We start from the raw sequence: 22,477 nt of genomic DNA, 5'->3' as shown, positions 1-22,477 counted from the left end.
GCGCAAAACCCCCGGTCGCTCCTCCGCCAAGGGCTGTTGTGGGCGAACTCACCTGTGCTGTCACCGGTTCGGCTGGAAGCGGGGCGTGCGGGGCTCGCAAGAGGGCGCGCGCTTCTGGGTGCGCGCCGGTAACGTCGTCCGTATGGATACGTCCTGGTGGCTGGCGCTAGCGGCGGTGGTGTTGCTGGCGCTGGTCGCCGCGCTCGTCGACGGGTGGGGACGGGGGCGTACTCCGCTGCTCCGGCGGACCCGGACACGGGTCGCCGCGCGGCCTCGGCCGACGGAGATCTGGTGGGCGAGCGTGCCGTTCGAGGACGGGCCGGGGACGAAGGACCGGCCGTGTCTGGTGCTCGCGGTGCACGGGAAGCGGGTGCGCGTCGCGAAGATCACGAGCCGGTTCCATGACGAGCGGGCCGGGGTGATTCCGCTGCCGCCCGGTGCCGTCGGCGATGCACAGGGGCGGGCGAGCTATCTGGAGACCGACGAGCTGCGCGAGGTGCCGGTGTGGGACTTCCGGCGGCGGGTGGGTGTGGTGGACCCGGTCCTGTGGGACCAGGTCCGTCACCTGGCGTCGTGAGGGACTACGCCCAGAGCTGGCCCTGGAGCGTCTCGATCGCTTCCTCCGTCGTCGCCGCCGTGTAGACGCCGGTCGAGAGGTACTTCCAGCCGCCGTCGGCCACGACGAAGACGATGTCGGCGGACTCCCCCGCCTTGACCGCCTTGTTGCCGACGCCGATGGCCGCGTGCAGCGCGGCGCCGGTGGAGACGCCCGCGAAGATGCCCTCCTGCTGGAGGAGCTCGCGGGTGCGGGTGACCGCGTCCGCGGAGCCGACCGAGAAGCGGGTGGTGAGGACGGAGGCGTCGTACAGCTCGGGTACGAAGCCCTCGTCGAGGTTGCGCAGGCCGTAGACCAGGTCGTCGTAGCGCGGTTCGGCGGCGACGATCTTGACGTCCGGCTTGTGCTCCCTGAGGTACCGGCCCACGCCCATCAGGGTGCCGGTGGTGCCGAGGCCCGCCACGAAGTGGGTGATGGAGGGGAGGTCGGCGAGGATCTCGGGGCCGGTGGTGGCGTAGTGGGCGCCGGCGTTGTCCGGGTTGCCGTACTGGTAGAGCATCACCCAGTCGGGGTGCTCGGCGGCCAGTTCCTTGGCGACGCGTACGGCGGTGTTGGAGCCGCCCGCGGCCGGGGAGGAGATGATCTCCGCGCCCCACATGCCGAGCAGGTCCCGGCGCTCCTGCGAGGTGTTCTCCGGCATCACGCACACGATGCGGTAGCCCTTGAGCTTGGCCGCCATGGCCAGCGAGATACCGGTGTTGCCGGAGGTGGGCTCCAGGATGGTGCAGCCCGGGGTGAGCCGGCCGTCCTTCTCCGCCTGCTCGATCATGTGCAGGGCGGGGCGGTCCTTGACCGAGCCGGTGGGGTTGCGGTCCTCCAGCTTGGCCCAGATCCGGACGTCGGCGGAGGGCGACAGCCGCGGCAGGCGCACCAGAGGGGTGTTGCCCACCGCGGCCAGCGGGGAGTCGTAACGCATAGGAATCAGACCATGCCGCCGGCCACGGCCGGCAGAATCGTGACGTTGTCGCCGTCGGCGAGCTTGGTGTTGATGCCGTCGAGGAAGCGGACGTCCTCGTCGTTCAGGTAGACGTTGACGAAGCGGCGCAGCTGCTCGCCGTCCACGATGCGGGCGTGAATGCCCGCATGCCGGGTCTCCAGGTCGGTGAACAGGTCGGCGAGGGTGTCCCCGGAGCCCTCCACCGCCTTCTGGCCGTCGGTGTACGGGCGGAGGATGGTCGGGATGCGGACCTCGATGGCCATGGCTCAGGGCTCCTGTCGGATGGTGTTCGGATCGGTGGGCGCGCGGCAGCGCAGTACAGCAGGTCGTGCATGTCAGAGTGCGCCGCGGCCCACGGCCGTACGGCGGCAGGGCAGCGTCAACAGATGGCGCTGGCGAGCCTGCACAGGTCGACGTGCAGCCGCGCCACGAGCAGCATGCCCGGCGTCTTTTCGCTCACGTCGTGGGAAACCATGGGGTCATCGTATCGATTCCCGACCCGACTCCTGGAGTGTGATCTCACCTTCCGGACGCAATTCATCCGCGATGCGAGATCAGTACGACTCCACGATCTCCACCTCCTCTTCCGTCACCTCTCCCTCCACGATCCGGAAGGACCGGAACTGGAACTCGCCCAGCCCGTCGGTGTCGGCGGTGGAGACGAGGACGTAGTGCGCGCCGGGCTCGTTCGCGTACGAGATGTCCGTCCGGGACGGATACGCCTCGGTCGCCGTGTGGGAGTGGTAGATCACCACCGGCTCCTCGTCGCGGTCGTCCATCTCGCGGTACAGCTTGAGCAGGTCGCCGGAGTCGAACTCGTAGAACGTGGGCGACATCGCGGCGTTCAGCATGGGGATGAAGCGCTCGGCGCGGTCCGAGCCGGCCGGGCCCGCGACGACGCCGCACGCCTCGTCGGGGTGGTCCTTGCGCGCATGGGCGACGATCTGGTCGACGAGGGCCTGGGTGATGGTCAGCATGCTCGTCAGGATAAGCAGAAGGGCGGCCCTGTACCGAGGAGTGGTACAGGGCCGCCCGTATTCCGGACAGCTCGGCTGGGATGGGGGTCAGCCGACCTGGTCGAACACCTCGCGCCGCTGCGTGACCTGCGGGTTCCGCGACTTCAGTACGGCCCAGCCGACGCCGAGCGCCGCGGCCCAGCCGGCCATCACGTACAGGCAGACGCGGGAGTCGGCGTCGTAGGCGATGAGGCCCGTGACGAAGAGGAGGAAGGCGATGGCGACGTAGGAGCACTTCGCGCCGCCCGGGGCCGGGAACGACGAGGCCGGCAGGCGGCCCGCGTCGACCGCGCGGCGGTACAGGACGTGGCTGACGAGGATCATGAGCCAGGTCCAGATGCCGGCCGCGGTGGCGACGGAGACGACGTAGCCGAAGGCCTTCTCCGGGACGACGTAGTTCAGGACCACGCCGATGCCCATGAAGACGGCCGAGACGCTGATGCCGAGCGCGGGCGTCTTCGTCGAGGACAGCTTGCTGAAGACGCGCGGGGCCTCGCCGTTGTCGGCCAGGGTGCGCAGCATGCGGCCCGTGGAGTACATGCCGGAGTTGCAGGAGGACAGGGCGGCGGTGAGCACCACGAAGTTCACGAGGCCGGCGCCGGCCGGGATGCCGATGACCGCGAAGGCCTTCACGAAGGGGCTGACGCCCTCGGCGAACTCGGTCCACTTCACCACGCACAGGATGACGGTGAGGGCGCCGACGTAGAACAGGGCGATGCGCCAGGGCAGGGTGTTGATCGCCTTGGGGAGGGTCTTCTCCGGGTTCTCGGACTCGCCCGCGGTGACGCCGACCAGCTCGACGGCGAGGTAGGCGAACATGACGCCCTGGAGGGTCATCAGGGACGAGCCGATGCCCTTGGGGAAGAAGCCGTCGAAGGCCCAGAGGTTGGAGACCGCGGCGGTGTCACCGGCGGAGCTGAAGCCGAAGGTGAGGACGCCGAGACCGATCACGATCATGCCGATCAGCGCGGTCACCTTGACCATCGAGAACCAGAACTCGATCTCGCCGAACAGCTTCACCGAGATCAGGTTGGCCGCGAACAGCAGGACCAGGAAGGCCAGGGCCGTGACCCACTGCGGGATGTCGGGGAACCAGTAGTTGACGTAGATCGCGGCGGCGGTGAGTTCCGCCATGCCGGTGACGACCCACATCAGCCAGTACGTCCAGCCGGTGAAGTAACCGAAGAACGGGCCGAGGAACTCGCGGGAGTACTCCGCGAAGGAGCCCGAGACGGGGCGGTAGAGCAGCAGCTCACCGAGCGCCCGCATGATGAAGAAGATGATGACGCCGGCGATGGCGTACATGAAGATGAGGCTGGGTCCCGCCTTGGCGATGTTCGCCCCGGCCCCCAGGAAGAGGCCGACGCCGATCGCGCCGCCGATGGCGATCATCTGGACCTGACGACTGCCGAGCCCGCGCTCGTACCCCTCACCCGACTCTGTCGGGGCCTTTTCTGTGTCGACCTGAGCGGAGGTCATGTGTGGTGCGCCTTTCTCCATGCCGAACCGGGCCTCTCGTCGGCCTCAGATCGGGTTTCGATCCCCCCGGATTGATGGAGCTGGGCGGCCTCAGCGGGCCCGCCCGTGCCTGGCCGGCGGTCGCCGGCTCGGTGGCGCACCCGGCGGAACATACGGGTGGTGTTCGCCGGGCGGTCGTGAAGATTTATCACGGCCGCAACAGTGATCGCCTGAGTGACATGTGGCGCACCGCACAGGAAGAAGCGGACAAAGCGCCCGGTCGGTGGCATACACCGCCACCGCGGTGACGGGATCGTTATTCGGATTTGAGCGTCCGCTGAGCGAACGCCAAATCGGTCACATCAGGGCATGAGGGTCGTCACGAGGGTCTCCTGGAGCCCGCCGAGCCACAGATAGGCCATCACCATCGGCTTGCGCGGGTCCTCGTCGGGGAGCCGGTAGAGCAGATCGGTGTCGTCCTCGTCGAGGATGTCCAGGCGGGAGCCGATCGCCAGGCGCAGGTCGTTGAGGGCGCCCAGCCACTGGCGGGACTCGTCGGGCGACAGCTTCAGCACGGCGCCGCCGTCGCCGGCGGAGCTGAGCGCGTCCAGGGAGCGGATCACCGCGAGGGCGTTGTCGCGCTTGCCGGCGCGCAGGTCGTTCTCCGTATAACGGCGGAACTCCGCGGAGTGGGCGCGCTGCTCCTCGGCCTCCTGGGGTCCGGGGGTGCCCTCCGGGTCGCCGTAGGCGTCCGGGAACAGGCGGCGGAGCACCGGGTCGGCGGGCGGCTCGCTGGGGCCCTCGGCGAAGAGTTCGGCGAGCGGGTCGTCGGGGGCGTCCTCGGCGGGGCCGGGGCCGATGAGCTCCAGGAGCTGCACGGCCAGCGACCGGATGATGGAGATCTCGACGTCGTCGAGCGCGACGGCCGCGCCGCCGCCGGGGAGCGGTTCGAATTGTCCTGGCATCAGGGAATGTCGCTACTTCCGGTCCTGCTGGAGGGTGGCCCACAGACCGTAGCCGTGCATGGCCTGCACATCGCGTTCCATCTCCTCGCGGGTCCCGCTGGAGACGACCGCCCGGCCCTTGTGGTGGACGTCGAGCATGAGCTTGGTGGCCTTGTCCTTGGAGTAGCCGAAGTACGTCTGGAAGACGTAGGTCACATAGCTCATGAGGTTGACCGGGTCGTTGTGGACGATCGTGACCCAGGGGACGTCGGGCTCGGGGACGGCGAAGACCTCTTCCGCCGACTCGGTGCGTTCGATCTCTACGGGAGCGGGTGACGTCACATGGCCCATGCTGCCACGCGCGAGATAAATCGTCACACTGACACAAAGAGGGGTAGCATCTTCGTCATGAACACAGCGGACCTTGGGCTGCCGGTGGACGTTCCTTCTACGGCGCTCTTCACGGACCAGTACGAGCTGACGATGCTGCAGGCCGCCCTGAAGGCGGGCACGGCCGAACGGCGGAGCGTGTTCGAGGTCTTTACCCGGCGGCTGCCGAACGGGCGTCGCTACGGCGTGGTCGCGGGCACCGGGCGGGTGCTGGACGCCGTGGAGAACTTCCGCTTCGACGCGGGCGTCCTCGGCTTTCTGCGTGAGCGCGGCATCGTCGACGCGGAGACCCTGGACTGGCTCGCCTCCTACCGCTTCAGCGGCGACATCTGGGGCTACCCCGAGGGCGAGGTGTACTTCCCCGGTTCGCCGATCATGCGGGTCGAGGGCTCCTTCGCCGAGTGCGTGCTGCTGGAGACCGTGATCCTGTCGATCCTCAACCACGACTCGGCGATCGCCGCGGCCGCCTCCCGGATGTCCTCGGCGGCGGGCGAGCGCCCGCTGATCGAGATGGGCGCCCGCCGCACCCACGAGCTGGCCGCGGTCGCCGCCTCGCGCGCCGCGTACGTCGGCGGCTTCGCGACCACCTCCGACCTGGCGGCCGGCTTCCGCTACGGCATCCCGACGGTGGGCACCTCCGCGCACGCCTTCACCCTGCTGCACGACCGCGAGCGGGACGCCTTCCAGGCCCAGGTGAACTCGCTCGGCCGGGGCACCACCCTGCTGGTCGACACCTACGACGTCACCGAGGCCGTCCGTACGGCCGTGGAGGTCGCCGGGCCCGAGCTGGGCGCGGTGCGCATCGACTCCGGCGACCTGCTGCTGGTCGCGCACCGGGTGCGCCAACAGCTGGACGAGCTGGGCGCGACCGGCACGAAGATCGTGGTGACCTCGGACCTGGACGAGTACGCCATCGCCTCCATGGCGGCGGCGCCCGTGGACGCGTACGGCGTCGGCACCCAGCTGGTGACCGGCTCCGGGCACCCGACCTGCTCGATGGTCTACAAACTGGTCGCCCGTGCCGAGTCCGCCGACCCGAAGGCCCCGCTGGTGCCGGTGGCGAAGAAGTCGACGGGCGGCAAGACCTCCATCGGCGGCCGCAAGTGGGCCGCGCGGCGGCTCGACGAGTACGGCGTCGCGGAGGCCGAGGTGATCGGCACCGGCGCGGTCCCGGCCGAGCTGGCCGACCGGCAGCTGCTGGTGGAGCTGGTCAAGGGCGGCGAGGTCGTGGCCCGTGAGCCGCTGGACGTCGTACGGGACCGGCACATCGCGGCCCGGGCCGGTCTGCCGCTGTCCGCGACACAGCTCTCGCGCGGGGAACCCGTCATTCCGACGGAGTACGCCACGGGGCGGTCGGGTAGCTAAAGCGGGTGCGCCCTCCCGCAGTGCCCTCGAAGTCTCTAGGCTCGTAAGTTCACTCTTAGTCGAAGGACACATCATGCGCCGCGCCTTGATCGTCGTAGACGTGCAGAACGACTTCTGCGAGGGGGGCAGCCTCGCGGTGGCCGGCGGCGCCGATGTCGCCGCGGCCATCACCGAGCTGGTCGGGCAGGCCGCCGGTACCGGGTACCAGCACGTGGTGGCCACCCGCGACCACCACATCGCCCCCGGCGGCCACTTCGCCGACAACCCCGACTACGCCCACTCCTGGCCGGCGCACTGCGTCGCCGGCACGGAGGGCGTCGGCTTCCATCCGAACTTCGCCCCCACGGTCGCCTCCGGCGCGATCGACGCCGTCTTCGACAAGGGGGCGTACGCGGCGGCGTACAGCGGGTTCGAGGGCGTCGACGAGAACGGGGTCACCCTGGCCGACTGGCTGCGGGCCAGGGAGGTCACCGAGGTGGACGTGGTGGGCATCGCCACGGACCACTGCGTACGCGCCACCGCCGTGGACGCGGCCCGGGAGGGTTTCCGTACGCAGGTGCTGCTGGACCTGACCGCCGGGGTGGCCGAGGAGACCACCGAGCGGGCACTGGAGGAGATGCGCACGGCGGGCGTGGAGCTGACCGGGAAGCCGGTGGTGGCGTAGGCGTCAGGCCTGGGCCGCGGGGCGCCTGAGCAGGGCCCTGATCGGGTGCCACAGCTCCTGGGGGAGCTCCGGGCCGCCGACCACGACACCGTTGTCAGGGGCCGTTCGCCATATCAGGCCGTCCGGGTGGTGCAGGACCGCGGTGATCTCGTCCGGGGTCGGCGGGGCGGCGTTGCCGCGCAGATAGACCGCCCGCATGCCCAGGTTGCGGAGCCTGGTCAGGGCTCGCGCCCGGTTGCGGGCGTGGACGAGGACACGGACCGAGCCCGTGCCGTCGGTGGTGGGTCTGGGCAGGTTCAGCGCCACCACCACGCTGCCGGTCGGCAGCTTGCAGAATCCCCCTGCGGCCATGCGGTCATACCCCCGTGTGCGTCGGTGTCAATAAGAGAGCCACAGGACGCACCTAAACACGATCGGCGGCAACCCGCCAGAGGGTTGCCGCCGATACGCGTCTGACCTGCGGAAATACCGACTACTTCACCGCGGGGCCAACCTGGACCGTGATCGTCGAGCCGCTCTTGGCCTCCTTGACGATCTTGATCTTGGTGTTGGTGTCAGTGATCTTGACGCCCGCGAGCGGGGTCTGCGGGTCGTAGTAGGTGTTCGTGTGGTCGTTGAAGACCGACACACCCTTCGACGACGGGATCCGCGCCGCGACACCGTCCAGGTGCAGCGTGATGCCGTCCGTGCGGTACAGGCTGAACGGCGAGTCGTAGGACTGGATACGGCTGCGCATCGGCGTACCGTCGGCCCACTTCGTGGCCTTCGGGTGCGAGTCGACGGGCAGCAGCAGACCGGTGCCCTCGTGCGCGCTGGTGTTGTTGTCCGCCTGGGAGGTGTCCCACTTCCAGATCAACAGGCCGTTCTGGTACGGGAAGTGCTCCACCCAGCCCGGACGGGTGTCGTCCCAGCCGTAGTTGTACGGGCCGACCTTCAAGGTCTTGTCGTACGACACGTACTGACGGTTCTCGGCGATGTAGTACTGGTCGTACTCCTTGGTGAAGGACGCGCCGATCCGGGAGAACCCGTTCTTCGTCCAGGCCGCGTCCTCGGTCTCGGCGTTGTCCGTGAACAGCGCGGAGCCGTCGGCGGTGACCGTGATGGCGTCGGCCGCGAAGCCGTCCAGGGCCACGCCGCCGTCGGAGGTGTAGCGGAAGCGCAGGTCGATCTTCTTGCCCGCGTAGGCGTCCAGGGAGTACGCCAGCTTCTTGTAGCCGTCGACCGAGCCGGTCAGGGCCGGCTTGTCGCTGCCGTCACGCGGGATCGGCTGGCCGTCCACCGTGCCGTCCACGGCGGTCCAGTTGGCGCCGCCGTCGGTCGAGACCTCGGTGTAGAGGTAGTCGTAGTCCTTCTCGATGTCGTACCAGCCGTCCAGCGTCAGCTTCGCCGACGCCTTGCCGGTCAGGTCGACGGACCGGGTCAGGGTGTTGCGCAGGTCGTTGCCGCTGCCGCTCCACCACTGGGTCGCGCCCTCGGCCGGGGTGACGATCTCGGTGGTGACCGCCTTGTCCGGGAGCTCGACGACCAGCGCCTGCTTGTTCCTGGTGTTGTACTCGGCGACGCCCAGCTTGTGCTTGGACTTCGTCGCGGCCTTCGCCGTGTCGTAGTCGAGCCAGCCCAGCTGGAGCTTGTCCCAGGCGGTCATGTCGCCGGGCATGTCACCGATGGTGTCCTTGCCGGTGCCGAGCCAGGAACCGGAGGACATCAGGGTCCAGAAACCGGTGGAGTTCTCGCCGTCGCCGGAGGTGTCGTAGTGGTCCGGCAGACCGAGGTCGTGGCCGTACTCGTGGGCGAAGACGCCGAGTCCGCCGTTCTCCGGCTGGATGGTGTAGTCGCCGACCCAGATGCCGGTGCTGCCGATCTGGGTGCCGCCGAGCTTGTTGCCCTCGGGGCCGGTGGCGCCGGCGTCGGTGCCGAACGCGTACCAGCGGTGCGCCCAGATCGCGTCCTCGCCCTCGACGCCGCCGCCCGCGGACTCGTCCTCACCGGCGTGCACGATCTGGAAGTGGTCGATGTAGCCGTCGGCCTCGTTGAAGTTGCCGTCGGCGTCGTGGTCGTAGCGGTCCCACTGGTCGTACTCGGCGAGCTTGGCCTTGATCTCGGCGTCGGTCTTGCCGGCCGCCTTCTGCTGGGCGGCCCACGCGGTGACGCCGTCCTGCACCGCGTACCAGGCGCAGTTGTCGGGGTCGCACTTGTTGGAGCCGTAACGGGCCTCGTTGTAGGGGACCTTGACCCAGTCGGCGACCTCGCCCTCCACCGAGTAGCGGCCCGAGGACTGCTTCTCGTAGTAGGTCTTCATCGAGGCGGTGCCCTCGCCGAAGTACAGGTCCTGGTAGTGCTCGCGGTTGTAGTCCGCCTGCCAGGCCGTGCTGTTGTCGTCGGCGCGGTCCGGCTGGGCTATCGCGTTGTGCAGCGGGCCGGGCGTGCCGCCGTAGCGGCTGTCGACCTGGTCGCCGAACTCGACGAGGATCGTGAAGATCTTGTCGGTCTTCTCGCGGCCCAGCTCGACGTACTTGCTGTCGCCCTTCTTGCTCTTGAGCTCGACGACCGAGGAGCCGGCGCGCTCCTTCACCTTGGCCTCGCCGGATATGACCTGGTTCAGCGCCTCTTCGCGCTGGGCCTCCACGGTCTTGGTCAGCGGGCCGTCGAAGTCGTGCTCCTGCTCGCCGTGCGCCGACGCGGGGTCGTGCCGGTCGATGGCGGGGCTCTTGGCCGTGTCGTCGGCCTGGGCCGCGGTGAACGTCGAGAGCGTGGCGGTGGCCGCCGCGAGCGCAACGGCCGTCGCGGCCGCTCTGAACGTCCAGGGTCTGCTGGTCACTTGAGATCCTCCCCCGCGTCCGGGCGCGCGGAAGGAGGGTCCTGGTCATGGATGATCCGCGGGCGCGTGATCGACGCGTGTAGTCAAGTGACGCAATTTGACTAGAGGTTTAGAAGAAAAGACAGACCTTGACTTGAGCAGGTCAAGTGCACTATGCGGAGTCGAGTTCCGCTTTACGGACACCTGGAGATCACTCAACAGGCGCGCGACCCCGTCCACTTGGTGGACTGCATGACTCCGTGCGCCCCCCATGCACCGGTACTGTTGGTTAGGTCACGCTTACTGTTCGTTCCGCTCGGGCATGCACGCGATTAGAGTCGATTGGCGGAACGCCCGGACGTCGGCGGAATGCCAGGCCGACACCCCCCGTGTACCCCCGATTCCGAGGACACGATTGACATGCCTCGTCCGACCGCCGCACAGCTCGCCTACGGTTCGTGCACCGTGATCTTGTCGACCCTCGCCATGCTGCTGCTGTCACAGACGAGTTCGGGTGCCGGCATCGCGCTCATCGTGGTCGCAGCGCTCGCCCTCGGCCTCCTGGTCTCCCTCACCGTCCCGACGCCCAGGTCCCGGGTGGTCGCCGTACGCAAGCCCACCCCCGTGGCAGCGGAAACGCCCGTGCCGGCCCCGGTCGCCGTGGTGGCGTCCGAGCCCGTGCACGAGCGCGCTGCTTCCTGACCGACCCGCGCGGGGCTGCTTCAGCGGGTGCTGACCACCACCGTCTTGGCGGCCTTGTCGTGCAGGCCCTGCTTGTAGGGCTTGTCGAAGAAGCTCCAGCCGCCCGAGATCGCCGTCCAGATACAGGCGCAGCAGAACGCGAACGGAATCCACAGCACCAGCGCGCGCACCAGCGAGGTCTGGACGGAGGGCGTCGAGCCGTTGTCGAGGTTGGCCACCCGCATGCCCAGCCACTTCTTGCCGAGCGTCTGCCCCGACTTGGCGATCATGAAGGTGTCGTAGCCGATGTAGAGCAGGGCGGCGACCAGTGACTGTCCGAGGGACTTGCCGTAGTCGACCTCGTCGGCGTCCATGTCGTACTCGTTGACGCCGAACGCCCAGGTGAGCAGCCAGACCACGACCAGCACGAGCAGCATGTCGATGATCCGGGCCAGGGTGCGCTTGCCGCTGTCGGCGAGCGGGGGCATACCGGCGAGCGGATCGGCGGGGTAGCCGCCCGCGCCGCCGCCGTAGGGATCGCCGCCGTAGGGGCCGCCCTGATAGGGGGGCGGCTGACTGCCGTAGGGTCCGCCCGAGTCCCCGGGCGGGGGCTGCTTCCTGAACGGGTCGTCTTCCGGTGGCTGCTGACCGGAGCCGGGAGGCGGTTCACTGCTCATGGCCCGAGTCGACCGCGAACCCCCCGGCTCCGCATCCGGCGAGCGGCCGTCCGGGGTACGGAATTACCCGGCCACTTCGCCGTATGCCGTCATCCCGCTACGAACGTACGCGCGGCCTTGTCGTGCCAGCACTGGCGCCACGGCTTGTCGAACAGACACCACAGGACACCGACGACGCCGATGACGAGCAGACCGGGGATGCTGTAGACGAGCCAGCGGCGCAGCGCCCCGCCGAAGGACGGCGGTTCGTGCGCCTCGATGTCCCGCACCTCAAGACCGAGCAGCTTCTTGCCCAGGGTGCGGCCCCACTTGGCGGTGGGCAGCGCCTCGTAGAGCGCGCCGAACAGCAGCAGGACGGCCAGCACGATGCCGAGATACGCCGAGGTCGTGCCGTCCAGCAGCCAGACCGTGACGGTCTCCCCGGACAGCTTGGCCGCGTCGATCTTCTCGGTGACGTGGTCGATCGCCTTCGTGCCGAGCGGTACGGCGGCCACCGCGGTGACGCCCACGACGACGACCGTGTCCAGCAGCCGCGCGGCCAGCCGCTTGCCGAGGCCCGCGGGACGCGCGGCGGCCTGGCGCCGGGCGGCCGCCTGGAAGACGTCCTCCACGGGCGGCTTCCACGGCGCGACGGGCTGGTCCTCGCCCGGCGCCCCCGCGAGCCGGTGCACCTGCTGCGCCCACGAGGACTGCCCGCCGCCGGGGCCGGAGGTCACCGGGGCGGCGGCGGAGGCGGGCATCGCGGAGGAGGGCATGGCGGAGGCGGGCGTGGCGGAGGGCTGGGGGCCGGAGGACTGCTGAGGGACCGTCGGGACGGCCGCCTGAGCGGCCTGCGCCTGCGCGGCGGCGGCCCGCTCGGCGGCCGCCTTGCCGGCGCTGAAGCCGGGGCCCTGCGGGGCGCTGGAGGGCGCGGTGGAACCGGAGTTGACGCCCTGCGGGGCGCCGGGGGCTCCGGCCGCCGGGGAGGCACCGAACCCGGCGGCACCGGCACCGGAGGCACCGCCGAAGCCACCGGCTCCCGCGCCACCGGCCGCACCCGCTGCCCCGGCACCAGCACCAGCACCAGCCGGTGCGCCGAAGCCACCCGTACCGGCACCGGCCCCTGCCGAACCCCCTCCCGAACCAGCGGCCCCCGCTGTCCCCTGTCCGCCCGTCGAAGGGGCCGTGCGCCCCGGGCGCGCCCCGGACGCCCCGTCCTGCTGACCCGTGCGCGGGGACACGGCGCGGAATGTCATGGTGCCCTCGTCGGCAGCGGGGCCGGCGGGGCTGGGGACGCCCGGTGCGGCCTGGCCGGAGGGGTTCGTTCCGGCGGGTCCCGGCGTCGGGCGGCGGAACACGAACGTGTTGCCGGAGGCGGCGCCCTGCGCGTCCCCGGCCGGCTCCGCGGGCGGAATCGTGGCCGTGCCGTCGGTGCGCGGGGCCGTGCCGTCGGCCGGGGCCGCCGTACGCGGGTCGCGCGGGTCGGCGCCCTGCGGGGCGCCCCAGGAGACGCGGCGGTCCTGCTCGCCGCCGAAGCCGGTCTGGCGGGAGCGGTCGGCGCCCCAGGCGGACGCGGGCTCGGGGCGAGTGCCGTGCTGGGCCTGCGCCGGACCGGGCCCGGCGACCGGGTCCTCGTCGAAGAAGTGCGGGCCGGTCTCCTCCACCGGAGCGGGCGCGGGGCCGGCGCCGGGCGGCGGCGCGAGCGGCTCGCCGTCCGACGGTGCCGGACGGCTGGTGCCCGGTACCCAGGCGGCACCGTTCCAGTACCGGACATATCCAGGAATGGACGGGTCCGGGTAATACCCTTCGCGGGGCCTGTCGTCACCGGGGGCCGGGGTTGGGGCGCTCATGTCCGTCGTCCCGTATCTGCTCGGGGGTCATTTGGGGGCCTCCACATCTATCAGACGCGGGCAACCCCCACTGCCGGTCCCGCCGGACCCGCCCCTTTCCGGGCAAGCTCGTGCACGCTCTTCACGGCCCCGAAAGAAGTGCGGAAAAAAGTTCTGCGAACCCGCGTAATGCTCGACGCCCCACGCCCTCTCCACTCGTGCGGCCCCACCACGGGACCGCACGACGTCATGAGAGGACACCGCAGTCATGTACTCCACCGTGGTCGAACGGGAGCTGGAGCTGAAGCTCATCCTGTCTCCCGAGCGCAGCATCCCGGTCCCGGCCCGTCTCACCTACCGCAGCGACGACCCCTACGCCGTCCACATCGCCTTCCACATCGGCTCCGACCACCCCGTCAACTGGACCTTCGCCCGCGAGCTGCTGGTGGAGGGGGTGTTCCGGCCGTGCGGGCACGGGGACGTGCGGGTGTGGCCGACGAAGGTCGAGGGCCGAAGCGTCGTGCTGATGGCGCTGAGCTCGCCCGACGGGGACGCCCTGCTGGAGGCCCCGGCCGCGCAGGTGTCGGCCTGGCTGGAGCGCACCCTGCGGGTGGTCCCTCCGGGCTCTGAGGCCGAGCAGCTCGGCATCGACGACGGCCTGGCCGAGCTGCTTGCCCCGACCCCGGCCGACGATCTGTACCTGTGCGACCCGTGGCCCTCGGACGAGTCCAAGGACGGGGAGTGAGCCGTAGCGCGAGGGGGTCAGAACAGCTTGCCCGGGTTGAGGATGCCGAGGGGGTCGAAGACCTGCTTGACCGCCCGCTGCATCTCCACGCCCACCGGGCCGATCTCGCGCGCCAGCCACTCCTTCTTCAGGACGCCGACGCCGTGCTCGCCGGTGATGGTGCCGCCGAGCTCCAGGCCGAGCGCCATGATCTCGTCGAAGGACTCGCGGGCGCGCGCGGACTCGTCGGGGTCCTGGGCGTCGAAGCAGACGGTGGGGTGGGTGTTGCCGTCGCCGGCGTGGGCGACGACCCCGATCGTCAGCCGGTGCTTGTCGGCGATCCGCTCGACGCCCTCGATCAGGTCGCCGAGCCGGGACCGCGGCACGCACACGTCGTCGATCATCGTCACGCCCCGGACCGCCTCCAGCGCGGTCAGCGAGAGCCGCCGCGCCTCAAGGAGCAGTTCCGACTCGGTCGCGTCGTCGGCCGGGACGACCTGGGTGGCGCCGGCGGCCTCGCACAGCGCGCCGACCGCGGCGAGGTCGGGGGCGGGGTCCGGGGTGTCGAAGGCGGCCAGGAGGAGGGCCTCGGTCGTCTCCGGCAGGCCCATGTGCGCCAGGTCGTTGACGGCTTTCACCGTCGTACGGTCCATCAGTTCGAGGAGGGACGGCACGTGCCCGCCGGCCATGATCCGGCACACGGCGTCGCAGGCCTCGGCCGCGGACCCGAACTCGGCCGCGAGCACCAGCTGCCGCGGCGGCTGCGGCCTGAGCCCCAGGATCGCGCGTACGACGATGCCGAGCGAACCCTCGGAGCCGACGAACAGGCGGGTCAGGTCGTACCCGGCGACGCCCTTCGCGGTACGGCGGCCGGTGGTCATCAGGCGGCCGTCGGCCAGCACCACGTCCAGACCGAGGACGTACTCGGCCGTCACCCCGTACTTCACGCAGCACAGGCCGCCCGAGGCCGTGCCGATGTTGCCGCCGATGGTGCACATCTCCCAGCTGGAGGGGTCCGGCGGGTAGTAGAGGCCGTGTTCGGCGACCGCGCGGGACAGGGCGGCGTTGATGACACCCGGTTCGACGACGGCGACGCGGTCGACCGGGTTGATCTCGATGATCCGGTCCATCTTGGTCAGCGACAGCACGATGCAGCCGTCGGAGGCGTTGGCCGCGCCGGACAGGCCCGTGCGGGCGCCCTGCGGGACGACCGGGACGCGCAGTTCGGTGGCGGTGCGCATGACGTGCTGCACCTGCTCGACCGTGCGCGGCAGGACGACCACGGCCGGGGTGCCGGCCGGGCAGAAGCTGGCCATGTCGTTGGCGTAGGAGGCCGCGACGTCGGGGTCGGTCAGGACGGCCTCGGCGGGCAGGCCGGTCAGCAGACGGTCCACGAGGTTGCCCGTCACTTCGTCGCGGGGCGCTTCGATACGGCTCATGATCACAGCGTCGCACCGGGGGCCATCGGTGTGAACCCCGTCTGCGCCGCCCGTCGTAAGCGGGGGTGTGGTCGTCGTATTGACGCACAGTGAGCGCCATGGAGAACCAACGAGGGCTGCGGGTGGTGGCCGCCTCCGTGGCGGGGTGTGCCGTGCTCGGCGGGGTGCTGGTGCTGCTGCCGTGGGAGCGGTCGGCGGGCGGGCCGCCCGCGCCGGCCCCGGGGGCGCAGGCGCTGGCCGCGGTCACCACGGGGGTGCCGGCGGCGCTGCCCGACCTGGCGGTGCTGATCGGTGAGCGCGAGGCGCATCTGCGGGCGCATCCGAAGGACGCGGAGTCCTGGGCGGTGCTCGGGGCCGCCTATGTGGAGCACGGGCGGCGGACCGCGGAGGCGGGCTACTACCCGCGGGCCGACCGGGCGCTGCGTACGTCGTTGAAGGTGCGGCCCAAGGGCAATGTGGAGGCGCTGGGCGGGCTGGCCGCGCTGGCGAACGCGCGCCGGGACTTTCCCGCCGCCCGGAAGTGGGGCGAGGCCGCGCTGAAGCTGGCGCCGAAGCGGTGGACGACGTATCCGCTGCTGATCGACGCGTACACGGGGGTCGGTGACCACAAGGCGGCCAAGAAAAGCCTCGACCGGCTGCTGGAGCTGCGTTCCGGGCCCGCCGTGATGGCGCGGGCGGCGGCCGTCTACCGCGACCGGGGCTGGCGCGAGGACGCGGCGGCCCAGCTGTCCGACGCGGCGGCCGCGGCCGGGACACCGGCCGAGCAGGCGGCGTATCTGGAGCGGGCCGGGCAGCTGGCCTTCGAGCGCGGGGACCGGGAGGTCGCCCTGCGGCACTTCCAGGCGGCGGTACGGCTGGACCCCGACCAGCGGGCCGCGCTGGCCGGGCAGGGGCGGGCGCTGGCGGCCCTGGGCCGCACGACGGAGGCCCTGAACGCCTACCGGATGGCCCTCGCCAAGCAGCCGCTCCCCCAGTACGCCCTGGAACTGGGCGAGTTGTACGAGTCGCTGGGCCTGGAGCAGGCGGCACGGGTGCAGTACGACGTCCTGCGCGAGCGCGTGCGCGGCGCCGCCGCGGGCGGGGCCGACGAGGAGCTGGTGCTCGGGCAGTTCGAGGCCGACCACGGCGATCCGCAGGCGGCGGTACGGCGGTTGCGGGCCGAGTGGAAACGGCAGCCCGGGATCCCGGTGGCCGATGCGCTGGGCTGGGCGCTGCACCGGGCCGGGAAGCACGAGGAGGCGCTGCGGTTCGCCGAGACGGCCACGGACAGGACGCGCGGCGGCGCGGTGCGCAGCGCGCTGTACGCGTACCACCGGGGCATGATCGAGCGGGAGTTGGAGCGGTACGGTCCCGCGCGGCGGCATCTTCAGGAGGCGCTGCGGATCAACCCGTACTTCTCCCTCGGGCATGTGCAGGCGGCTCGCCAAGCCCTTCAGGAACTGGGCGAGCCGTCGCTCGAAGCGCCTTAGAGGTTGCCGCGCCTGGCCTGCTCCCGCTCGATCGCCTCGAACAGGGCCTTGAAGTTGCCCTTGCCGAAGCCCATCGAGCCGTGCCGTTCGATGAGTTCGAAGAACACGGTCGGACGGTCCTGGACCGGCTTGGTGAAGATCTGCAGCAGATAGCCGTCCTCGTCGCGGTCGGCGAGGATCTTCAGCTCGCGCAGGGTCTCGACGGGGACGCGGGTGTCGCCGACCCACTCGCCGAGGGTGTCGTAGTACGAGTCCGGGGTGTCGAGGAACTGCACGCCGGCCGCGCGCATGGTGCGGACCGTCGCCACGATGTCGTTGGTGTTCAGCGCGATGTGCTGGACGCCGGCGCCGCCGTAGAACTCCAGGTACTCGTCGATCTGGGACTTCTTCTTGGCGACGGCGGGCTCGTTGATCGGGAACTTGACCTTGAGCGTGCCGTCGGCCACGACCTTCGACATCAGCGCGCTGTACTCGGTGGCGATGTCGTCGCCCACGAACTCCTTCATGTTCGTGAAGCCCATGACCTTGTTGTAGAAGGCGACCCACTCGTTCATGCGGCCGAGTTGGACGTTGCCGACACAGTGGTCGATCGCCTGGAAAGTGCGCTGGGCGGGCGGCTCGACGAGGGGCTGCGCGGCGACGAAGCCGGGCAGGTACGGGCCGGCGTAGCCGGAGCGCTCGACGAGGGTGTGGCGGGTCTCGCCGTAGGTGGCGATGGCGGCCAGGACGACCGTGCCGTGCTCGTCCTTCAGCTCGTACGGTTCGGCGACCGAGCGGGCGCCGTGCTCGACGGCGTAGGCGTACGCGGCGCGCGCGTCCGGGACCTCGATGGCGAGGTCGATGACGCCGTCGCCGTGCTCGGCCACATGCCGGTCGAGGAAGTGCCCCCAGTCGGTGGCGGGCTTGATCACCGAGGTGAGCACGAACCGGGCGGAGCCGTTCTCCAGCACGTAGCTCGCGGTCTCACGGCTGCCGTTCTCCGGTCCGGAGTAGGCAACCAGCTGCATACCGAAGGCGGTGGAGTAGTAGTGCGCCGCCTGCTTGGCGTTGCCCACGGCGAAGACGACCGCGTCCATTCCCTTGACCGGGAAGGGGTCCGCCTGCCGGGCTGTGTCGGGAGTGTGGTGTGTGGTCTGCGTCATATCGGAAGCCTGGTCGCACCTCGCAAGGTGCGCAATAGTTCGCATCATCGCTGGGCATTGTGTGCGGCGATACGCCCGCGTCGGCGGGCGTCCTGTACAGGATGACCAGTGCCGGGAGGACCCTGATGGCGATCGATCATCTGGACGGGCAGCTCATCGTGCTGCTGGCCCGGGAGCCGCGGATCGGGGTGCTGGAGATGTCCCGGCGGCTGGGTGTGGCGCGCGGGACCGTGCAGGCGCGCCTTGACCGGCTTCAGTCGAATGGCGTCATCCGCGGATTCGGTCCGCAGGTCGACCCGGCGGCGCTCGGCTATCCGGTCACGGCCTTCGCCACGCTCCAGATCCGGCAGGGCCAAGGGGCGGATGTGCGGGCGCACTTGGCGACCGTTCCGGAGGTGCTGGAGCTGCACACGACCACCGGCAGCGGGGACATGCTGTGCCGGCTCGTGGCCCGCTCGAACGCCGATCTCCAGCGTGTGATCGACCTGGTTGTCGGTTTCGATGGGATCGTCCGGGCTTCCACCGCGATCGTGATGGAGAACCCCGTTCCGCTGCGGATCATCCCGCTGGTGGAGCAGGCGGCGGAGGACCGCCGGGCGAGACCGTAGCCGAACCTGGGGTGGCGATGTGAACTTCTGGGAGTACCTGGGCGCGCGCCACCAACAGCTGCTCACCGACGCGTATCAACATGCGAGCGCGGTGTTCCAGTGCATGGTCGTGGCGACGGTGATCGGCGTGCTGATCGGTGTCGTCACCTACCGCAGCGAATGGGCGGGCAACCTCGCCACGACGACCACTTCGGCCATCCTGACCATTCCGTCGCTGGCCATGATCGGTCTGCTCATTCCGATCGTGGGTCTCGGCGTGCCGCCCACGGTGATCGCACTGACGCTGTACGGGCTGCTGCCGATCGTGCGCAACGCGATCGTCGGCCTGCGCGGGGTCGACCCGTCGCTGGTGGACGCGGCCAAGGGCATCGGGATGTCCCGGCTGATGCGTCTGGCGCGGGTCGAGCTGCCGCTGGCCTGGCCGCCGATCCTGACCGGGATCCGGGTCTCGACGCAGATGCTGATGGGCATCGCAGCGATCGCCGCCTACGCCTCCGGTCCTGGCCTCGGCAATGAGATCTTCCGCGGGATCGCCTCGCTGGGCAGCAAGAACGCGCTCAACCAGGTGCTCGCGGGCACGCTCGGGATCGTCGTCCTGGCGCTGCTGTTCGACGCCGCGTACGTCCTGATCGGACGGCTGACCATTCCCAGGGGGATCCGTGCCTGAGTCCAGTACGTCCGGCACCTCGGGCGCGTCCATCGAGCTGGAGAACCTGACCAAGCGCTATCCGGGCAATCCGCAGCCGTCCGTGGACAACGTGAACATGGAGATCAAGGCGGGTGAGATCGTCATCTTCGTCGGCCCCTCCGGGTGCGGAAAGTCCACGACGCTCAAGATGATCAACCGGCTGATCGAACCGACCGGCGGCCGGATCCGGATCAACGGCGAGGACGTCACCGACATGGACCCGGTGAAGCTGCGCCGCAAGGTCGGCTACGCGATCCAGTCGGCGGGGCTGTTCCCGCACATGACGGTCGCGCAGAACATCGCGCTCGTGCCGCGGATGGTCGGCTGGCCGAAGGCGCGGATCAAGGGCCGGGTGGAGGAGCTGCTCGACCTCGTCGGTCTGGACCCCGGCGAGTTCCACGGCCGCTATCCGCGTCAGCTGTCGGGCGGTCAGCAACAGCGGGTGGGCGTGGCACGGGCGCTCGCCGCCGATCCTCCCGTGCTGCTCATGGACGAGCCGTTCGGCGCGGTCGACCCGATCACCCGGGACCATCTCCAGGACGAGTTGATCAGGTTGCAGCACGAGCTGCACAAGACGATCGTCTTCGTCACCCATGACTTCGACGAGGCGATCAAGCTGGGTGATCGCATTGCGGTGCTGCGCGAACGCTCGCACATCGCTCAGTTCGACACCCCCGAGGCGATCCTGACCAACCCGGCCGACGACTTCGTCTCGGGGTTCGTCGGGGCCGGGGCGGCCCTGAAGCGGCTGAATCTGACGCGCGTACGGGATGTGGAGATCACCGACTATCCGACGGTGACCGTGGACGACCCGCTCCAGGAGATCTTCAACAAGCTCCGCTCCAGCGGCACGAACGAGATCCTGCTGCTCGACAAGCGCGGCCGCCCCTACAAGTGGCTCCGGCGCGGTGACCTGATGAGGGCCAAGGGCTCGCTGGCGCGGGCGGGCACGCTGGTGCACGACACGGTCACCCGGGACGCCACCCTGCGCGACGCCCTGGAGGCCGTACTCACCGACAACGCGGGGCGGGTCGCGGTCACCGGGCGGCGCGGTGAGTACGACGGCGTCGTCGACATGGAGACGCTGATGAACTCCGTGCACGAACTGCTGGAGGCCGACCGGCTGGAGGCGATGGAGCACCAGCACGAGCTGGAGTCGGCCCGGGCCACGCAGACGCATGCCGAGCAGGAGGGCGACGGAGGGGAGAAGAAGGCGTGACCGTTCCTTCGAGGTCTCCCGATCAGCAGCGTCCGCAGGGCGAGCACGAGGTCAAGGGGCTCGCCTTCCGGGACGAGGGCGAGGCCGAGCAGGAGGCTCCCCCGCCACCGGCGCCCACGCGGCGCCGGGTGACCTGGCAGAAGCTGACGGTCCTGCCCGCGCTGCTGGTGGCGGTGCTGCTGGCGACCTGGCTGTGGTTCCAGCAGGCCGACCTGGACCCGATCTCCGAGAACGCGCTGTCGAACGGGCAGGTGTCGAAGGCTCTTTGGCAGCATGTGGAGCTGACGGTGGTCTCCACGTTCTTCGTGCTGATCATCGCGATCCCGCTGGGCATCCTGCTCACCCGCAAGGCGTTCCGCAAGGCCACTCCGGTGGCGATGACGGTCGCCAACATGGGCCAGGCGACCCCGGCGATCGGCCTGCTCGCCCTGCTGGTCATCTGGCTCGGCACGGGCACGAGGGCGGCGCTGATCGGCATCATCATCTACGCCGTCCTGCCGGTGCTGTCCAACACGATCGCGGGCCTGAAGGCGAACGACCCGACGCTGCTGGAGGCCGCCCGCGGCATCGGCATGTCGCCCCTGGGCGTGCTGGCCAAGGTGGAACTCCCCCTTGCCGTCCCGCTGATCCTGGCGGGCGTCCGCACGGCCCTCGTCCTGAACGTCGGTACGGCGACGCTGGCGACCTTCGGCGGAGGCGGCGGCCTGGGCGTGCTGATCACCACCGGCATCACCACCCAGCGCATGCCGGTGCTGGTGCTGGGCTCGATCCTCACGGTGTCGCTGGCGCTGCTGGTGGACTGGCTGGCCTCACTGGCCGAACTACTGCTCCGGCCGCGGGGGTTGGAGGCGGGGACATGAAACGCAGATGTCTGGCGGTCGCCGGGGCGCTGATCGTGGTCTCCGGCTGCGGGCTGACCAGCGGCTCCCCCATGGTCGACGACGTCGTCCCCGGCTCGATCGGCAAGGGCGAGCCGCTCAAGGGGGCCGATCTGACGGTGACGTCGAAGGAGTTCACCGAGCAGCTCATCCTCGGCGCGATCATGGGCATCGCCTTCGAGGCGGCCGGCGCGGACGTCCTCGACCGGACGGGCATCCAGGGCTCCATCGGGGCGCGGGAGGCGGTCAAGTCCGGTGACGCGGACGCCATGTACGAGTACACGGGCACCGCCTGGATCACGTACCAGGGCAACAGCGAGCCGATCGACGACCCGCGGGCGCAGTGGGAGGCGGTGCGCGACGCCGACCTGAAGAACGGGCTGACCTGGCTGGAGCCCTCCGCCCTGAACAACACCTACGCGCTGGCGATGAACCAGGACAACTTCAAGAAGTACGGCACGAAGACGCTCTCGGACGTGGCCGCGCTGGCCGAGTCCGACCCGGACGCGGTGACGCTGTGCGTGGAGAGCGAGTTCGCCAACCGGGCGGACGGGCTGCCGGGCATGGAGAAGGCGTACGGGATGAGCGTCCCGGCGAAGAACATCACGCAGATGGACACCGGGATCATCTACACCGAGGCCGCGAAGGGCGGTTGCACCTACGGCGAGGTGTTCACCACCGACGGCCGCATCAAGTCGATGAACCTCACGGTGATGGAGGACGACAAGAAGTTCTTCCCCAACTACAACGCGGCACCCGAGGTCAACTCCAAGACCCTGAAGGAGTATCCGGCCATCGCCGAGATCCTGAACCCGGTGACCGCGAAGCTGAACAACGCGGTGGCACAGGAACTGAACGCCAAGGTGGACGTCGACGGGGAGGACCCGCACGAGGTGGCGCTGGACTGGATGAAGGCGGAGGGGTTCGTGAAGGAGGGCTGAGTCGCGTGCGGACCCG

At 70.1% G+C, this 22,477-nt stretch carries 24 protein-coding genes; 11 read left to right on the top strand and 13 right to left on the bottom strand.

From position 1 onward, the window contains the following. Positions 1–142 precede the first annotated feature (142 nt). Complete coding sequence (locus AB0Q90_RS32155) at positions 143–577, top strand: type II toxin-antitoxin system PemK/MazF family toxin (RefSeq protein WP_363163696.1); 435 nt, start codon at positions 143–145, stop codon at positions 575–577. A 4-nt stretch (positions 578–581) separates the two neighbouring features. Here AB0Q90_RS32155 and AB0Q90_RS32150 read toward each other — a convergent pair whose 3' ends face one another. The 7 genes from AB0Q90_RS32150 to clpS form a co-directional block, all read right to left on the bottom strand. Continuing rightward, the gene (locus AB0Q90_RS32150; RefSeq protein WP_363163697.1) at positions 582–1,532 is read right to left on the bottom strand and encodes a cysteine synthase; all 951 of its coding nucleotides are present in this window, start codon (positions 1,530–1,532) and stop codon (positions 582–584) included. A gap of 5 nt (positions 1,533–1,537) precedes the next feature. Continuing rightward, positions 1,538–1,816, bottom strand: coding sequence for a MoaD/ThiS family protein (locus AB0Q90_RS32145; RefSeq protein ID WP_363163698.1), 279 nt, complete (start codon positions 1,814–1,816; stop codon positions 1,538–1,540). 116 nt (positions 1,817–1,932) lie between these two features. Beyond that, positions 1,933–2,028 (bottom strand): putative leader peptide, encoded by a 96-nt coding sequence (locus tag AB0Q90_RS32140; RefSeq protein ID WP_019759525.1) that lies wholly within the window; start codon positions 2,026–2,028, stop codon positions 1,933–1,935. Between the two features lie 79 nt (positions 2,029–2,107). Further along, positions 2,108–2,530, bottom strand: coding sequence for a M67 family metallopeptidase (locus tag AB0Q90_RS32135; RefSeq protein ID WP_363163699.1), 423 nt, complete (start codon positions 2,528–2,530; stop codon positions 2,108–2,110). An 87-nt stretch (positions 2,531–2,617) separates the two neighbouring features. Next, positions 2,618–4,048 (bottom strand): amino acid permease, encoded by a 1,431-nt coding sequence (locus tag AB0Q90_RS32130; RefSeq protein ID WP_363163700.1) that lies wholly within the window; start codon positions 4,046–4,048, stop codon positions 2,618–2,620. Between the two features lie 341 nt (positions 4,049–4,389). Next, positions 4,390–4,992 (bottom strand): DUF2017 domain-containing protein, encoded by a 603-nt coding sequence (locus AB0Q90_RS32125; RefSeq protein WP_363163701.1) that lies wholly within the window; start codon positions 4,990–4,992, stop codon positions 4,390–4,392. A 12-nt stretch (positions 4,993–5,004) separates the two neighbouring features. After that, entirely contained in the window at positions 5,005–5,322 is a 318-nt protein-coding gene (gene clpS / locus AB0Q90_RS32120) for an ATP-dependent Clp protease adapter ClpS (RefSeq protein ID WP_095754611.1), read from the bottom strand. A 57-nt stretch (positions 5,323–5,379) separates the two neighbouring features. Between clpS and AB0Q90_RS32115 the strand changes: the two genes are divergently transcribed. Both AB0Q90_RS32115 and AB0Q90_RS32110 read left to right on the top strand, forming a co-directional pair. Next, on the top strand, positions 5,380–6,726 hold the full coding sequence (locus tag AB0Q90_RS32115) for a nicotinate phosphoribosyltransferase (RefSeq protein WP_363163702.1): 1,347 nt from the start codon (positions 5,380–5,382) through the stop codon (positions 6,724–6,726). A 73-nt stretch (positions 6,727–6,799) separates the two neighbouring features. Further along, positions 6,800–7,390 (top strand): isochorismatase family protein, encoded by a 591-nt coding sequence (locus AB0Q90_RS32110; protein ID WP_363163703.1) that lies wholly within the window; start codon positions 6,800–6,802, stop codon positions 7,388–7,390. Between the two features lie 3 nt (positions 7,391–7,393). Here the strand turns inward: AB0Q90_RS32110 and AB0Q90_RS32105 are convergent, their stop codons facing one another. Beyond that, on the bottom strand, positions 7,394–7,741 hold the full coding sequence (locus tag AB0Q90_RS32105) for a hypothetical protein (protein ID WP_363163704.1): 348 nt from the start codon (positions 7,739–7,741) through the stop codon (positions 7,394–7,396). A 121-nt stretch (positions 7,742–7,862) separates the two neighbouring features. Beyond that, positions 7,863–10,208, bottom strand: a complete 2,346-nt coding sequence (locus tag AB0Q90_RS32100; RefSeq protein WP_363163705.1) for an immune inhibitor A domain-containing protein — start codon at positions 10,206–10,208, stop codon at positions 7,863–7,865. A 399-nt stretch (positions 10,209–10,607) separates the two neighbouring features. On the opposite strand from AB0Q90_RS32100, the gene AB0Q90_RS32095 reads away from it, so the two are divergent. Then, a complete protein-coding gene (locus tag AB0Q90_RS32095) occupies positions 10,608–10,889 on the top strand; it encodes a hypothetical protein (protein ID WP_363163706.1) in 282 nt (93 codons plus the stop codon). A 20-nt stretch (positions 10,890–10,909) separates the two neighbouring features. On the opposite strand, the gene AB0Q90_RS32090 is transcribed toward AB0Q90_RS32095, so the two are convergent. Further along, complete coding sequence (locus tag AB0Q90_RS32090) at positions 10,910–11,545, bottom strand: RDD family protein (protein ID WP_363163707.1); 636 nt, start codon at positions 11,543–11,545, stop codon at positions 10,910–10,912. 89 nt (positions 11,546–11,634) lie between these two features. Beyond that, positions 11,635–13,374, bottom strand: a complete 1,740-nt coding sequence (locus tag AB0Q90_RS32085) for an RDD family protein (RefSeq protein WP_363163708.1) — start codon at positions 13,372–13,374, stop codon at positions 11,635–11,637. Positions 13,375–13,621: 247 nt separating this feature from the next. Between AB0Q90_RS32085 and AB0Q90_RS32080 the strand changes: the two genes are divergently transcribed. Further along, positions 13,622–14,098, top strand: coding sequence for an SsgA family sporulation/cell division regulator (locus AB0Q90_RS32080; protein ID WP_363163709.1), 477 nt, complete (start codon positions 13,622–13,624; stop codon positions 14,096–14,098). 17 nt (positions 14,099–14,115) lie between these two features. Here AB0Q90_RS32080 and AB0Q90_RS32075 read toward each other — a convergent pair whose 3' ends face one another. Then, positions 14,116–15,522, bottom strand: coding sequence for an FAD-linked oxidase C-terminal domain-containing protein (locus tag AB0Q90_RS32075; protein ID WP_363163710.1), 1,407 nt, complete (start codon positions 15,520–15,522; stop codon positions 14,116–14,118). Positions 15,523–15,614: 92 nt separating this feature from the next. Here AB0Q90_RS32075 and AB0Q90_RS32070 point away from each other — a divergent pair, with 92 nt between their 5' ends. Then, the gene (locus tag AB0Q90_RS32070) at positions 15,615–16,985 is read left to right on the top strand and encodes a tetratricopeptide repeat protein (RefSeq protein WP_363163711.1); all 1,371 of its coding nucleotides are present in this window, start codon (positions 15,615–15,617) and stop codon (positions 16,983–16,985) included. Here the strand turns inward: AB0Q90_RS32070 and hppD are convergent. Further along, positions 16,982–18,127, bottom strand: coding sequence for a 4-hydroxyphenylpyruvate dioxygenase (gene hppD / locus AB0Q90_RS32065; protein ID WP_363163712.1), 1,146 nt, complete (start codon positions 18,125–18,127; stop codon positions 16,982–16,984). The two genes, AB0Q90_RS32070 and hppD, sit on opposite strands and share 4 nt — an antisense overlap. A 125-nt stretch (positions 18,128–18,252) precedes the next feature. Here hppD and AB0Q90_RS32060 point away from each other — a divergent pair, with 125 nt between their 5' ends. Genes AB0Q90_RS32060 through AB0Q90_RS32040 form a run of 5 tightly spaced genes read left to right on the top strand, consistent with a single transcriptional unit; the run spans position 18,253 to position 22,461 of the window. Beyond that, the gene (locus AB0Q90_RS32060; RefSeq protein ID WP_363163713.1) at positions 18,253–18,735 is read left to right on the top strand and encodes an Lrp/AsnC family transcriptional regulator; all 483 of its coding nucleotides are present in this window, start codon (positions 18,253–18,255) and stop codon (positions 18,733–18,735) included. A gap of 19 nt (positions 18,736–18,754) precedes the next feature. Further along, complete coding sequence (locus AB0Q90_RS32055) at positions 18,755–19,402, top strand: ABC transporter permease (RefSeq protein WP_363163714.1); 648 nt, start codon at positions 18,755–18,757, stop codon at positions 19,400–19,402. After that, on the top strand, positions 19,395–20,642 hold the full coding sequence (locus tag AB0Q90_RS32050; RefSeq protein WP_363163715.1) for a betaine/proline/choline family ABC transporter ATP-binding protein: 1,248 nt from the start codon (positions 19,395–19,397) through the stop codon (positions 20,640–20,642). Before AB0Q90_RS32055 ends, AB0Q90_RS32050 begins: the two co-directional genes overlap by 8 nt. Then, positions 20,639–21,502, top strand: a complete 864-nt coding sequence (locus AB0Q90_RS32045) for an ABC transporter permease (RefSeq protein ID WP_363163716.1) — start codon at positions 20,639–20,641, stop codon at positions 21,500–21,502. Before AB0Q90_RS32050 ends, AB0Q90_RS32045 begins: the two co-directional genes overlap by 4 nt. Beyond that, positions 21,499–22,461, top strand: a complete 963-nt coding sequence (locus AB0Q90_RS32040; protein ID WP_363163717.1) for a glycine betaine ABC transporter substrate-binding protein — start codon at positions 21,499–21,501, stop codon at positions 22,459–22,461. The genes AB0Q90_RS32045 and AB0Q90_RS32040 overlap by 4 nt, the downstream gene beginning before the upstream one ends. Positions 22,462–22,477: the final 16 nt, after the last annotated feature.

This window comes from Streptomyces sp. NPDC079141, from assembly GCF_040686775.1.
Lineage (GTDB): Bacteria > Actinomycetota > Actinomycetes > Streptomycetales > Streptomycetaceae > Streptomyces.
The sequence above is the reverse complement of the archived record's forward strand: the minus strand, read 5'-3'. Positions and strand labels throughout refer to the sequence as shown.